Source organism: Gimesia maris, from assembly GCF_008298035.1.
Classification (GTDB): domain Bacteria; phylum Planctomycetota; class Planctomycetia; order Planctomycetales; family Planctomycetaceae; genus Gimesia; species Gimesia maris.
On sequence record NZ_CP042910.1, the window covers coordinates 6,653,859 to 6,669,201 of the forward strand.

General features: G+C 50.6%; 9 protein-coding genes. 3 read left to right on the forward strand and 6 right to left on the reverse strand.

Going from position 1 to position 15,343, the window contains the following annotated elements; genetic code table 11:
* Positions 1-3: 3 nt before the first annotated feature.
* The 4 genes from GmarT_RS24835 to nrfH all read right to left on the reverse strand — a co-directional run bounded on the left by GmarT_RS24835 (position 4) and on the right by nrfH (position 6,845).
* Complete coding sequence (locus GmarT_RS24835) at positions 4-3,387, reverse strand: PSD1 and planctomycete cytochrome C domain-containing protein (RefSeq protein WP_002649262.1); 3,384 nt, start codon at positions 3,385-3,387, stop codon at positions 4-6.
* Between the two features lie 146 nt (positions 3,388-3,533).
* Complete coding sequence (locus tag GmarT_RS24840) at positions 3,534-4,781, reverse strand: neutral/alkaline non-lysosomal ceramidase N-terminal domain-containing protein (RefSeq protein WP_002649261.1); 1,248 nt, start codon at positions 4,779-4,781, stop codon at positions 3,534-3,536.
* Between the two features lie 158 nt (positions 4,782-4,939).
* Positions 4,940-6,307, reverse strand: coding sequence for an ammonia-forming cytochrome c nitrite reductase subunit c552 (locus GmarT_RS24845; protein WP_002649260.1), 1,368 nt, complete (start codon positions 6,305-6,307; stop codon positions 4,940-4,942).
* A gap of 43 nt (positions 6,308-6,350) precedes the next feature.
* Positions 6,351-6,845 carry a cytochrome c nitrite reductase small subunit gene (gene nrfH, locus GmarT_RS24850; protein ID WP_198139454.1) on the reverse strand — a complete coding sequence of 165 codons (495 nt, stop codon included), beginning with the start codon at positions 6,843-6,845 and terminating at the stop codon, positions 6,351-6,353.
* 250 nt (positions 6,846-7,095) lie between these two features.
* Here nrfH and GmarT_RS24855 point away from each other — a divergent pair, with 250 nt between their 5' ends.
* Positions 7,096-7,950 carry an alpha/beta hydrolase gene (locus tag GmarT_RS24855; protein WP_149303386.1) on the forward strand — a complete coding sequence of 285 codons (855 nt, stop codon included), beginning with the start codon at positions 7,096-7,098 and terminating at the stop codon, positions 7,948-7,950.
* A gap of 18 nt (positions 7,951-7,968) precedes the next feature.
* Here the strand turns inward: GmarT_RS24855 and GmarT_RS24860 are convergent, their stop codons facing one another.
* Together GmarT_RS24860 and GmarT_RS24865 are read right to left on the reverse strand one after the other, a co-directional pair.
* Entirely contained in the window at positions 7,969-12,222 is a 4,254-nt protein-coding gene (locus GmarT_RS24860; RefSeq protein ID WP_052301290.1) for a PVC-type heme-binding CxxCH protein, read from the reverse strand.
* A 66-nt stretch (positions 12,223-12,288) separates the two neighbouring features.
* Entirely contained in the window at positions 12,289-13,560 is a 1,272-nt protein-coding gene (locus GmarT_RS24865; RefSeq protein ID WP_002649256.1) for an SGNH/GDSL hydrolase family protein, read from the reverse strand.
* 214 nt (positions 13,561-13,774) lie between these two features.
* Between GmarT_RS24865 and GmarT_RS24870 the strand changes: the two genes are divergently transcribed.
* A complete protein-coding gene (locus tag GmarT_RS24870) occupies positions 13,775-14,716 on the forward strand; it encodes a cysteine hydrolase family protein (RefSeq protein ID WP_002649255.1) in 942 nt (313 codons plus the stop codon).
* A 54-nt stretch (positions 14,717-14,770) separates the two neighbouring features.
* The gene (locus GmarT_RS24875; RefSeq protein ID WP_002649254.1) at positions 14,771-15,340 is read left to right on the forward strand and encodes a suppressor of fused domain protein; all 570 of its coding nucleotides are present in this window, start codon (positions 14,771-14,773) and stop codon (positions 15,338-15,340) included.
* Positions 15,341-15,343 lie beyond the last annotated feature (3 nt).

The window sequence follows — 15,343 nt, forward strand, 5'->3', positions numbered from 1 at the left end:
TTTTTACCTGTAATAGATGAATTCTTTTGTATTAAACAGGGTATGCGAAATCTGTTTCCAGACGCCTGGATCTGCCAGCAGATACGATTCGTCTTCGCTGCCCCCCAGTTCTTGTACGAGTTCAATCCAGCGATGTAATTCCTGTTGATCCGGTTCTCGTCCATATCCTTTTTGAAACATCCGCTGCATACGCGTTTCGACGGTATCAGCTGGCTGCTGAACCAAACGTGTTGACCACTCTTCTGCCTGTGCCATCACGAAGGGATCATTCATCAGAATCAAAGCCTGATTCGGCACATTTGTGACGTCCCTCTTCCCGGTTGGCAGTTTCAGGTCCGGTAAATTGAACCCCACCAGGAACCGGGGTGGATCCATAATCGACATCCTCAAATAAATAGAACGCCTGCCTCCCCCATCCACCGGACCACTGAAGAGCCGCTTGGCTGCATCTTCTTTGGATCGAGGCGGATCAACAGGGCGACCATACAATCGACGATCCAGGCGTCCTGATACAGCGAGCAGAGAATCGCGAATTGCTTCCGCTTCGAGTCTCCTGGTTGGATAGTGGTGCCACAAATGATTATCCGGATCCACATTGCGTGCTGCCTCGTCCATCTTTCCCGATTGACGAAAGGCCCGCGTCATGACCAGACGGCGAATCAGGCGTTTTGTCGACCAGCCATCACTGATAAACTCTCGCGCCAGATAATCGAGAAGTTCAGGATGGTTTGGCTGGGCTCCCAGATGCCCAAAATCGTTTGGCGTTCGTACCAGACCAGTTCCAAAGATCCATTGCCAAACCCGATTCACATAAACCCGCGCTGTCAGCGGGTGATCCGGGCTGATCAGAAATTCAGCCAGCTCTAGTCTGCCACTCCCCTGACTCTGCTGGACTGAATGACGGCCTGCAAACACTTCCAGAAAGTCGGGTTCGATCAGCGGTCCGAGTTCGTCGACATTTCCGCGAACATTCAATGGATATTTTGCTGAGATCATTCCACGTTCATCCATACTGTTGGCGGTATGAGCAAACGTGATCTGATCTTCCACTCTGCGATATTCTGAAAGTAACTCGGCCAGACCTGAGACTGATTCTGGTGAATTATTTAACAGCTTCTTTTCCAGCAGCCAGTTGATGAGTTCGATGTCAGCCACCGTCGCTTGATCGTCAGTCCAGCGCTGGACAGCGGAAGATAACCAGTCACCGATTCGATCACAGGCTTCTCCTCGATCCTCGGGAACAGTCTTGCCATATAGAGGCGCAAAGCGGGCCAGCTCATCCGCTGGTGTCCCCGCTGCGTCATGCGAGACAATGCCTGTCAGGCTGAACCAGCTGCGTTTCTCAAAACCATAATCGTCTGCAGGCAACAGATTGCCTCCCGCGCGGGTTTTTCCAGTACGTGGCGGAAAATCCGGATTCAGATCGCTGGTCGCAACTTCAAACATCAGTCGCTGAATTCCATTGACCAGCGGACGGTCAGCGAACGTTTGCCACTCGGTCTGCTCCCGATCAAAGAAAATGACATTCTCTGTCTGAAAAGCATTATCGGGAACTCGCAGAAAGCCGCTCCACTCACCCCCTGCCAGATTCAGACTGATCATTTTTCCCGAAATATCCCGCTCTGAGGGAGGTCTGATCGCGCCCGGTAATTTCGAAGACAAGGCATGCGTGTGATAACCACGAGTCAAAAGACGCTGTACGACTCGCTCCTCCTTCAGAGAAATCAGAGGAACGCCATCACTAACATAACCATGGCGTATTCCGTCTCCTTCTGTTTGCCAGCCTTTCGGAAAACCTGGTTTTTCAAAGCGTGTGACATACTCAAATCGCTTAGAATTTTCCCGTTGATGTGTCTCGCTGACGGTTTGCCAGTCCTGGGACAATTCATGCCACATCTTCTGCAACTCTTCGGCTTGCGAACAATTCAGCAATCGTTGTGCAGGGTAGGCAACCTCGCCTGACTTCAATTCTTCTTTCTTTTTTGACTGATTTGTTTCCAGTTTGAAAACATCTCGCCAGAGTCGGGAACGAGGGCTGTCCGATTTCTCTGTGACCGCCTGGCGAATCTCACTACCAAACTGCTGAGCCTGTGCGCGCCAGACGGGCTTCAATTCCTGATGAATTTTATTTCGCAGTTGTTTGAGTTTTTCGATTGTTTTTTCATGCTTACCAGGTGCATCAATCACGCGTGACGTCCAGCGGGGTGTCATGAAGACTGCGGCGAGCGAATAGTAATCCCGCTGCGAAATGGCATCCAGCTTGTGATCGTGGCATCGCGCACAAGCTACCGTGCTGGCGAGAAACGCTTTCGAGAAAGCATCGATCTTGTTATTGATCATCTCCTGATGAATACCATTGAAATTCACACTGTCGCCGTGCCGATGTTCTCCCATGTGATAAAACATGGGGCCGATCAGGCTTTCCTGAAATCCGCTGTTTTCGTCAATGCGAGGCTGCTGTAGCAGATCGCCGGCTATCTGCTCTCGCACCAGCTGATCAAACCCCACATCCTGATTGAAAGCCCGAATCAGATAATCGCGATATTCCCATGATCCTTTTGCCGGATTATCCCATTCATATCCATAGGTATCGGTGTACCGCACCACGTCCATCCAGTGCCGTGCAATGCGCTCCCCAAAATGAGGTGAAGACAGCAGATGATCGACGAGCCTCTCATAGGCAGCCTCGGGATTCTGTTTCGCATCTGCTGCGAACTGTTTTACCAGTTGCGGAGTGGGAGGCAGCCCGGTCAGGACAAAGGACAGACGCCGAACCAGAATTTCTGGCTCGGCAGCAGGTGCAGGTTGCAGCTGTACCTTACGCAGCTTTTCCAGAAGAAATCGGTCGACAGGAAGAGACGACCAGCTGTTCTCCTTCAAATCAGGAGGTCTCGCATCCTGCAGAGGTTGCAGGCTCCACCACTTGCGTCGTTTTTCGAAAATGGTTTTCCATGAGAGGGATGCGGCTTCTTTCACCGTGGGTGCCCGATCGCGCGAGTCGGGCGCTCCCAGTTCGACCCACTTGACGAAATCAGCGATGACCTCATCAGACAGTTTCTTGCCGGGAGGCATCTTAAATGATTCGTGCTTGAGCGCCTCCAACAGCAGACTCTCATCCACTTTGTGAGGCACGACTGCTGCACCGGTTTCTCCCCCGGAACGAATCGCATCACGGCTATCAACCCGCAATCCCCCTTTGACAGCAGAAGTGGCTGCAGAATGACATTCGTAGCAGTGCTCGATCAGTACCGGGCGAATTTTTGACTCAAAGAGTTCCAGACCAGGAGTCCGTTTCTCTGCCGTTGCCCCTTCGCTGGTGAAGAACACCTGCGAAGCAAAGCAGGCAACAACAAATACAAGCAGATTACAACGACAGGCCGGAAGCATCTGATCTCTCCGGAAGGAAAATTGACTGACTGCTTATCTGAAAATGAAAACCGGCACAATCACATCAAAGAACATTTATCAGTCATCATCTTATGGTACGGCTGAAGGAAACTCAACATAACAGCTGACATTCAACTGGGAACTCACTATTTCGTTTCCTGCGTTTTCAGACCCTGATCCAGTTCCAGTACCTTGCCAATAATTCGTTCTTCAACATCCGGCTTGTACGGGCGACTCGCTTCGTACCCCCCTTCCAGCAGGACCCGCTTGCTGGGAATGTATCCTGAATACACGTTCGAATAACCGGCGACCCAGATGGCAGGTCCCTCAGGATCAAACAGTTCCTGTTTGATCCGCAAAGAATAATCTATCACCACTTCGGTCCCCAAAGCAACCAGCGTCAGGTCGTTTCCAAATTGAATCACCTGCACCGGATAGTTCCAGGGATCACGTTTCTTTTCAGGCAGATATTCCAGTTCGACCGTTCCGTATGCAGTTTTCAACGGCCCATGTAATACGCGCTGATGTAGCGGAGTTCGCTGATTTACTTCCAGAGCTGCTTCAATCGAAGTTGCCAGCGAACGACCATGCTTATGAGCATAATGCAGTTCGCTGCGGGGATAGGGGTTCTGATCGCCACCACAGCCCATCATAAACAGTGCCGTCACACCGGGGTGATCTTTCTCGAAATACTCTTGCGCAAATCCGGCATAATCCCCCAGCCACTTGCGAAAGCCCATTGTTGTATTGTGACAGGCGTAACCAAACATCACGGCATTCAATTTTCCGTTGGTGTCATCCACTCTCAATACAGGAACCTGGTGATCCACACGCCCGTCTGGATTGGGATGATTGCGATATCCGGTCGCCGTCGGTGTGCGACGGTTCATCGCAACCGAACACCGTGCTGCCGACCAACTCAGTCTGGCCGGTTGCATTTTCTCCAGCGCTGTACCAACTGTCTTAACCAGTGTGACGACAAGATCATCATAATACTCTGTCGCATCCTCACGACCATAAGCAGGACCACAATGCGTATGTGAGGCGTTCATCAGCAAGGACTGAGGAGGTAATTGATATTGTTCCTGAACCTGACTGGTTACATCTGCCCGTAACTGTTCAATCACACCGATCAGATCCAGCGTCAGAAATACGGCCCGGTTCCCTGCTGCATCTTCGACTGCCAAAGCTTTAGCAAACAAATCCTGTTCGGTACCTTCCGCGGGTTCTTTACGCCCGGCATAACCGGCCATTCGCAACGGTTTTTCAGGAGTAATTTTAGCCGAAGCAACACCCGCCTTCCATTCGGTCGGTTCCGGCTTCGCAGGGTCCGCCGCCAGCGTAATGAGACATTGACTGAAAACAACTGCCAGACTGAATAAGAAGCGACGCATGCTGAGAGCTTTCCTGAGGTCGGGTGAGCGTGATGCATTCCGAGATGACTCGAACGCGGAATGAAGTATGTCCTCGATCCTAACCTGCATGAACTCTGGGATCAAGAAAATAAGCAAAATCCGTGCGGAGCTTCTGTTCCGGTTCAACCAAGCCTGCGTTATTCGCGCAGTGCATTTTGCCCTTTGCGGGAGCAATCGATCGATTCTGCCAGAATACGTGCTGCTTCCTGACCAGCATGAAAGCCCGACGAATTTTCGGCTTCAACATAGTCTACATAAAACGTGGCTTTTCGCTGCCATTGTTGAGCGGCTTTCATTTTGTCTTCCGCGACACCGTTCGCCTTAGCAGCATTTATATCATCAATGAGATCAATCACCGCATCAAGGGCTATCTTTACCAGTTTCTGATGACGGGCCTGAATATTCTCCGTACGGGCAATCAATTCCTGATCTCCAGTTTTATGGCAGGTTCCACAGGCTGCGTTCACATTCAACAAAGGGCTGCGAATGTGATGATCGCTGATTTTCATCGCTCCCACACGTTTATAAGCCATATGACAGTCAGCGCAGGCAACTCCAGCCCGAGAATGAATTCCCTGTGACCAAAGTTCAAATTCCGGATGCTGTGCCTTCAGCATCGGTGCACCAGTTTCCGCGTGTGTCCAGTCCTTAAAACCTGAACTCTCAAAATGAGAGTACGCTGCATCTACGGTCAGTCCCTCCGTCCAGGGATAAGTCAGGCGTTTCTCATCACCTTGAAAATAATATTCAACGTGACACTGTCCACACACAAAAGAACGCATTTCCTGACGAGTAGCATCGCGATTGACATCATAGTCTTGAACTCCTTGTGACTTTTTAAAGGCGGCAATACCTTCCATAAAAGCTGGGCGTGTAATCCGAAGTGCCATGGTTTCTGGCTCATGGCAGTCTATGCAGGCCACTGGATGTTTCACATGCGCTTTTGCTTCCATATAAGGCAACGCATTTAATTTTTCAAAACCGGCATGGATGTCTCCCTCACCCAGTTCTTTCATGGGAACATAAGTGGAAGCATGACAGTGAATACAGGTACCGGGTTGCCCGACTTTCTGTCGCTCTGTGTAGATCTGGTCGGTCAGCATATAAGCGTGCCCCCGTTTTTCCCGATAATCTTTGGAAAAGGCATAGCCAGCCCATAATCGTTTTAATTGAGGAATACGTTCGATCTTGCTGCGGGAAACCAGATCACGGGGATCTTCATCGGTGGGAGTCCGGGGTATCGCTTCACTTCCACCATAAGTGGTCTGAATCATGTCGACAGTTTTGAGGTAATCATCATATTGCAACGGAAAATTCCGTCCCCAGACTGCAGGATCAGCGGTATTATCATCAATGTCTACGACTTTCAGGACGGTGGTCCGTGCTTCCTGCTGTCGTTCAAAGATATTCGTCAGCAGATACACCACGCCAAAACAGATGCCAGCTGACAAAATTGCGATCAACAGGAGTGTCGAAAACGAAATCGAATATTTTTTTTGAGTCATACTTCATTCCAGTTTACACAAATCGACGCGAAGCCGCTTAAATTCAGGTGTCATGCCCGACAGTTGAGTGACAGCGGATACAGGAATTGGACTCGAGATTTTCCACTGCCGACTGATTTAACTCTCCAACAGCCCGAATATCGATCTGATGTACCAGATCCGCGTGACAATTCCGACAGGCCTGTTCGGTAATCCGTCGGTTGTAATCAGTAATCCTCAGGTTCTCTTCATAATTACCGGTTGTGAAAGCCAGAGAGTGAAAGAAACCATTGCGGGCTTTACAGTAGTAGGCTGAAGCAGCACTGTCATGCGGGGAGTGACAGTCATTGCAGGCTGCAAACTTTCCATGCGATGATTTTACCCATGCATCGAAGTGCCCCTGCATCACATGGCAGTTAGCACATGATTGAGAATCAGATCTGAGATAAGAGGCTCCTTTGGCATAACCAAAGGTAAATGTCCCCACACCGACAATCGCACCAATAAAAATAGCGATAATCAGGTAGAGTACTGTTTCTCGTTTCAGTTTATGTATCATCTGCATCAATCACAGAAAGAAAACACACTTGAAAGAACTGGCAGTGAAGACTGAATTCGTGGAATCAAGTCTGTAGTTTTTTTAGTAAAATGCAAGGATATATATCTGGCATCTCATAATTAACTCGATCTTCTCCTGAAATAACGATTTGTGACTGCTTTTCTGTTACCGATCCGCGCGTTATTATTTTGTGTAGTGTAATATTTTGAATCCACAAAATCGTCAGCCCCTGCTGTTCGGAGTCCCCACCATGAAATATCTTTGTCTTACTGTGTTTGCCCTGTTCTCACTGGCAGCGGCACCAATTGAAACTCCTGAGCCAACAGAAAGCATTGCCATCTGGCCGGATCGCCCGCTGCTGGACAAGAGTGACGATGAAGTCAAATACAGCAATATCATTCGCATTACCAAAGTCAATCGACCGGCAATTGAATTCTATAAAGCTCCCGATGCGAAACCAAATGCCCCTGCAGTCGTCATCTTCCCTGGTGGCGGATACAACATCCTTGCATATGATCTGGAAGGAACCGAAATCGCCGAATGGCTGAATTCGATCGGCATTCATGCGATCGTTGTCAAATACACGGTTCCCGGCAACCAGCGAGAAGCCGCTCTCAAAGATGCCCAACGTGCCTTGGGAATTGTTCGCAGTAAGGCCAGAGAGTGGGGCATCAACCCGAATGAAATCGGTGTGCTCGGCTTTTCCGCCGGCGGCCACCTGGCTGCGAATCTCTCGACGAACTATGAGAAACGCAACTATGAAGTGATTGACGAAGCCGACAAACTCAGCTGTCGTCCCGACTTCACGGTCCTCATCTATCCCGCATATATCTACAAAGAGGATGACAAACGACAGTCAGCCCCCGAGATCAAAGTCGATGCGAAGACACCCCCTGCGTTCATCGTGCAGACTCTGGATGACCGCCGCCTGGTCGACAGTGCTTTCAACTACACCCGCGACCTGAAAGACGCCAGGGTTGACGGTGAACTGCATCTCTATGCCAATGGAGGCCATGGATACGGGATGCGTCCATCAGATAATCCTGTTTCAGGCTGGCCTGAACTCTGTGGTAAATGGATCAAACGCACCACGCAGCAGGATTAATGAACCGTCAGACAATCCTCAGGGCCCGCCGACAACCTTGAAGCGGCCCTCGGGGGATTGACTGGCTTTCTGGAATTCGACCCGCAACCCCAGATCACCGCGCTGGCTGCGATCCACTTCAAATGTCAACTGGTTGCGACCGGTCGGCAGAACCAGTAACGTCGATTCTTCAACAGGAATTGAAGTTCCATTCTGCCAGACTTTGAGTCCTTTTACCGAATTCAGTTTCAGCTGCACGTTGCCTGCCTGATTCACGTCCACAAAAGCAATCGCCTGCGTCAGCGGTTTTTCTAAATTCAAATCAGCAGTCGGCAGCGTTCCGTTTACCATACTGTAGGCAGCGACTCCCGTATCAGCCAGGGTTTTGAATTCGTGCATCTGCTCTGCCGTCAAAGGTTCATCCGCTCCACGCACACGCCAGCGCCGCACCACCTGAGCTACATTCGTCGCATAAGGACCCGGACGCCCCAGTTCTGTCACAAACTTTACCAGGTCCAGAAATTCCTGGCGACTCTTCAACTTACTTGCCAGTCCCTGAGGCATCAATGATGGCAGCTTCTTTGTAAATTCAATCTGTTCTGCGGGAATTGTCACCTGTTCGCCCTGTCGAGCCGCATCTTTCAGAACGACTTTCGTATCATCGTGTACCACCATAATCCCGTTATAGACGCGGCCTTCATCGGTCACGACCATGATGCTCTCATAAAACTCCTTGATGACTTTCGACGGTCGCAGAAATGAATCCACAATATAGTCGGGCGGCGAACTGGATCCGATGGCAGCCAGATCTGGTCCAAGTACCGGTCCCGCATTGGAAATACTATGACACTTCATACACGCCAGTTCGTTGCGGCGAAAGATCTGCTCACCTCGTGCTGCATCCCCTTCTTCGCGAGCCGCTGTCGCCAGTTCGAGCACATTTTCCTTTAACAGCTGAGCTTCCAGGGAATCCTGCATGACAGCTCCTCCAAACGCGTCAATCAACGTCTGGCTGGTTTCACCTGTTTCAATCAAAGCCTGTCTGATTCGTGAAGTTACCAGCGGATGCAGCGAAGCCGCCTTTAACTCCTCCGCCAGAATCTCTCCTCCTCCTTTGCGTCGAGTAAATGCCGTTAAAATCCAGGCGGGATCTTCCTCTTTGGGATCTTCCTTCAATATCGCAGGCAGCAGTTTTGCCGCCTGCTTCAGATCATGGGCTGCCAGACCATAGACTCCCAGCAGTTGCTGATTCATCGATTTCTTCGATTCTGCTATCGACTTCAAATAGTTCAGAGAAGCCGCATCGCCCAGCATCCCCAGCGATTCTGCAGCCAGCTGCTTTACCTCGAAATCCGTCTCCGCCGCATTAATCTCTCGCTGCAACCGTTTTCCTTCGCGTGTCAGTTTCCATGACCCGATCAACCGGGCCACTGATTTCTGAACCGGTAAACCCGGCACAACAGCTGAGCGACTCAACATCGAACCGATATTTCCGTTGGGGATCACGCCCCGTTCCCGCGCGGCCCGATCGAGGGCATTCAGTAAAATACTCAACGCTTCCGGCGAGATCCCTTTCCCTCCTTGAGTTTTATACTCTCGCGTCACTTCCACCAGGCTCAATACGAGTGGCTCCAGCTGATTCGCATTCGCTCGCTCGGCAACAGTCTGTGCCGGGCCTTGTAATAATTCAGCATCAATACTGCCCGCGTTTAACAGATCAATAATCACCTCGATCGATTCATTTGACAGCAGATTTGCCAGTGCGTAATTTTTGTGGGCTGGCTTTTCAAACGTGACTTTTCCCTGTCGTTGTGGCTCTACCCAGTGTGACTGCAGACCATCAATGGTCAATTTCAATGCGTGTTCCAGATAGCGATCCATGGGAGCGTCAATTGCTTTGACAGCAATCGTGACCGAACGCGGCTCAGGGATATACCCTGCAGTCAGAATCGCTTCCAGTCGCACCCGCGGATGCGGATCATGGATTGCCGCCTCAACCAGCTCCAGCGGATTTTTAATTTCAGGATACCAGTATCGCAGTACCCGCATGCCGGCAGCGCGGGCCCGGGCATCTTTCGCCTGCAGCACTTCACGCAGTAGCTCTTCATTGACAACGCCAATCGTCTGATAACACCAGAGTGCTTCCAGGCGATGATGATCATAATTCGGTTCCTGGGGCACCTGTGTCAGCAGCCATTCATCCAGAGCCTGCTTCGCCTGCTGCTGGTCGGCATCATATAACACCCGTTTTACCTGCTGCCGGGTAAAGCTTTCCGGATCGCGTAAATGGGAAACCACGTTCGCGAGAGGCACTCCCACCAGTTGCGGACGTTCCACCAGCGGACGCGATTTGTGTGTCACTCTCCAGACGCGGCCATGTGTGGTATCGCGGCGTTCATCACGAAAACTGTGCTGCATATGGCCGATCAGAGGATTGTACCAGTCCAGAATATAAGCCGCGCCATCCGGGCCCATCTTCAAATCAACGGGGCGAAAATAAGAACTGCTCGACTGAATCAACGGATCCAGCCCTTTAATCGTATAGCCGGCACCATCATCTGATACCTCATAACGGGCCACCACATGCGACTTGTACTGATTGGTCCAGATTTCCCCCTGCACTTCCGGCGGAAAATGACCACTCGCCACGAACTCCCCGCCACACTGCTTGGTTCCTTGACCGCTGGCATCATAACCCAGCTTGGCACGGCTGTTGGCAGTAAGTGGCGCACTGAAATAAAGCCGCGGGTTATCAATTACAAAAGACTGTCCCCAGTCATCAAACATATGTCCCCACGGATTCGAAGCACGATAGTCAGCGAAGACATTCAGCTTAAGTGTACGTGGTTGAAACTGAAACACGCCCCCGTTTTCCAGACGGACGGTTCCATAAGGAGTCTCCACCTGCGTATGCATGAAGGTCCCTTCCTGAAAGTACAGCCAGCCACCTGGTCCCCAGCGCCAGGCGCTGATCGAGTGGTGATTATCTTCCGTCGCAAAACCGGTTAGAATCACTTCACGATGGTCGGCTTTCCCGTCGCCATTCGTATCTTTCAAAAACAGCAGATCTGGAGCATTCGCCACATACACGCCCCCGTCTCCCAGCTCCAGTCCCGTGGGGACGTAAAGGCCATCTGCGAACACCGTTGACTTGTCCGCGCGCCCATCCCCATCGGTATCTTCCAGAATTACGATCTGATCGTTCGGCTTCTCACCCGGAGAGACCTGCGGATAGGAGGTTGAACAGATCACCCACAGTCGCCCCTGTGGATCCCATGTCATGTGGATCGGATTCACCAGCATCGGCTCGGCGGCAAACAGATTCACTTCGTATCCGGGCAACATCTCAAATGTTTTTCGTTCCGCTTCGGGAGAATGATCCTGCGTCAGTTCGAAGGGCCGTTTCAGGTTGGGAGCTGAATTCGCCACCGCCATCCGTTCGGATGTCGTCCCCACCGGTTTTTCCAGACACCAGTGGACCGCGTTAATCAACAGTCGATTAAAGGCATCCAGGCCAAACGATTTTTCATGCCCCAGCGTTGTCGTAAACACCCGGCTGCCCCATTCGTTTTTCCATGTCCAGGCGACGGGAAAGTTCATCTCGCCTGTCAGTTCATATGTGCCAAACTGATTCTTGAAGATCCCCTTTCGTTTAGAATTGCCTGTCCCCCGCAGTAAAGGCGTCGCATCCGCGGGTGGATTCGCCTGATATAATGTTCCCAAATCAAGAAACTTCGACGCCACACCATTCAGAACTTCATGGTCACGATGCTCCAGGATATGCTCGACTACAGTCTCACCCGACAGGTCAAACAGAAATTCAGAACCCAGAACCCGCTTTCCAAAATCCTGATTCCATTCTTCGAGAGGATGCCCCTTCTGATAATCAAAGGCATGCACACTGGTGCGTAATCCGATCAACGGTTTTCCGGATTCGATATAGTCGTGCAGATGAGCAAACTCACCCGGCGCCAGCCGTTGAAATCGCAGGTAAAACACAGCGACATCCGCCTCTTTCAAGACTTTTAAGCCGGTGACTTCTTCGCGTTGGTTTTCTTTCTTACCAGTTTTCTCAGGGAGCAGAACGGTCGTTTTGAATCCATATTGTTCCATCCGTCTGGCAAACGCAGGAATCGTTTTGATCGATAAATTATGAGTGGTTCCCACCACAAAAACCACGTGAGGCTGTTCCGGCTTTTCCTTCGCGGCACTGCAACGCGTTTCGTTCCACAGCAGCAGACTCACCATAGATAGGAGAAAAGCAAAACTTGACTGAATTGATCGTCGATACATAATTCACTCTGATATCTGAAAAGAATTTACAGCCAAATAAAGAATATTCGTCAAACACATATTTGATTAATCCACGCGAAACAGTCCCCATCTTGTTTCGTCCAGCGGCCGCGCCTGCTTTTTGACAGCAGCTTCACGAGCCTCAATCAGATTACCAAACGTCTCCATTTCTGGAGGAAATGATACTGCTCCGAACGGCTTGGTACGACGCCCAAAGACATATTCCGCATTGTGTGCCCGATAGACATAGAAGAACAGTTCGTTTTTCCGATCAATATTAGAGCGCAATTCACGAACCCGCTCCTGAGAAGGAAGATTCAGCAACAGCAGTCCCCGTGACCAGTCGGAATGCCGCGCCTCTGTCACTTGAGTACCATTCACCAGCAGTCGATACTTCCCCTCTGGTAGATTCTTGACTGTCAGGCGAGGCTGTTTTTCCAGTAATCCACTATCGGGAATCGAAGCTTGTGGCGGAGCAGGCAGTGGCAGCGATTCAGCCTGCAGAGTAAACTCGATCTGATCAGGTTGAAACTTCGAATCGCTGACCTTTGCATGGGTTGCCTGAATCTGTTTCTGTGAAACGTCAATCATCACTAACGGACTCTCCAGTTTCCGCCCCAGTAACTGTTCTGCAATGAAATGACTCATTGCCCAGTAACCGTATTCATTCAAATGAATACCGTTCCGCGTCAGTTTCTGTGAGACATTTTCCTGCATCATTTTTTTCGATTCGGAAAACAGGTCCACGAACGGAATCTGATACCGTTCAGCGACAGTCTGCATCGCTTGAGTATATGCCGCCAGACTCTCATTATGCTTGATTGGATCCGGCAAGGGTGGCCCCATATTTTCATGGGCTATCGGAGAAATGATGACCACGCGCGGCGCTGATTTTCCATTGTATTTCTGAGATGCCAGATGCTGCAGAAACTGTTCCCATGCCTTGGTATACTCAGCCAGCCCCGCTTCACCGTCGAAAGACTCATTCATTCCAAAACAGGCGATAATCACATCAGCCCGCTGTGCTTTCAGATGATCATCCAACGACCCGAAATTCAACGGACGCGGTCTTAATGTCAGAGTATCACCCGACCAGGCCAGATTCCGGAATGTCAACCCCGGCACATCAGCCTGTGATGTTAATAGCGTTTCCAGATAATTATTCATCCGCAGCTGATCGGCAAAAGTATTCCCGATAAATACCACCCGATCACCCTCTTGCAATTTCAGAGAAACGGGTAATTCTTCTCTCTGTCGAGCTGCAGCGGGTACGTCAGCAGGGAAAAGAATCATCCAACTGATCAGTATCAGCAGTATAGAATAATAGCGTAAAAGCATAAACTCGATTCCCGATATCTGGTCTGTGTATTCACCAACGGTCCAGGCACTGTTCCCTTATTATGCGACGACGCCGGGGCAAAGAAAAGTCCAGCTCAAAAACACTTTCTGGTCAAGGAATCGATTTCACAGCAGTTTCATATTGAATTGATTCGAAGCCCCCTACAAAATACAGTCTGAATTGCTCAAAGTTTCTGAGAGAAAAGGAACCACCATGCCGATGTTTTCCACTCAACCGCGACGCCGTTTCCTGCAGACACTCCTGCAGAGTTGCACCGCGGGTGCGCTGCTCCCCCAGCTCAATACTCTGCTGGCCGAAGAAACCAGTCAATCTTCCCGGTCCATTCCCCCGGTTCCCGGAAAGTTCGCTGTGACGCTCCGCAAACGTGGCAAAGAAAATGATGCTCCCGCTACGACCGAGAAGACAGAGTGGAATGCTTCAGAAACCGCGATTATCATTTGTGACATGTGGGCCGACCACCCCTGCAAACTGGCAGCACAACGTGTGGATCGCATGGCGCCTCGGATGAACGAGGTCATCTCGAAAGCCCGGGATCAGGGGGTTGCCATCATCCACGCTCCCAGCGGTGGGATTCAACTCTATGAAGATACCCCGTACCGTCAGCGCATCAAGGAAGCCAAACCATCAAAACCACCTGTTCCCATTCAAAGCTGGTGTTACCTCAATCCCGAGAAAGAACCACCGCTCCCCGTTGACGACACGGTGCAACGCTCCACTGAATCCAGTATTCGTGGCTGCGATGATCCGATCGCCGACTACAAAAAGAATACCGACCGCCACGAACACCCGGCGATTAAAATCATCGGTTACGATGTGATCAGTGCAAACGGGCAGGAGATTTATAATTTCCTCGAACAGGAACAGCGGAAGAACATCGTGATCATGGGCGTGCACACCAACATGTGTGTCCTCGGCAGACCGTTCGGCATTCGCCAGTTGAGGTACCTCGATAAAAATGTCGTGCTCTGCAGAGACCTGACCGACGCACTCTACGATCCCCGCGACCGCCCCTACGTCAGCCATGCGCGAGGCACGGAGATGATTATCGAACACATCGAGCGCCACTGGTGCCCGTCCATCCTTGGTAAAGATCTCACGAAAGTCATCTCCGGCTCCAACAACCCGGACAGTTAAAGCAGCGAACTCTGCTTTTTTTCAGTCGATCCCGATAGAAGGACATGAAATCACATGGACACATTCGAAAACAGCTGGGTCGAGGCGTTGGAATCGCGTTTCGGAAGCATCGACAGTATCCTCAAAGTTCAGGCGAATGATGACCAACCTCTGATCCACGTTTTTTATTTTGAAGACTTACCGGAAGAAGGGACTCTCACCGCAGTCACTTGTGGTTTGTCGAACGCCTCACACACTGACTGGAAACAGGGAAAACCCGAATTAATCGTTTCTCTGGATACGAGTGATAAAAGCTGGGGCTTTGCAGCCGGCTATTTTGCTTCAGCTTATTTTAATGAAAAACGTTTTTCGTATGGCGACGTTTTTCTCATCGACAACCCGATTTCCGAAGAGAGCGCAATGAGTGCCTATCTGGTTTTCTCTCCCTCTTTTCTAAATCAGGAGCAGGCCACTTTCGAGCTGCCCGATCGCACCATTCACCTTGCAGGTATGTATCCACTCTTCGCTGCGGAAATTGATCTCTATGATAAAATCGGCCTGAAAGAGTTTTGGCACTCGGAAGGCTTCGACATGTATAATCCGAAACGAACTCCTGTCGCCGGCTCCGACAACCCGGACAGTTAAACC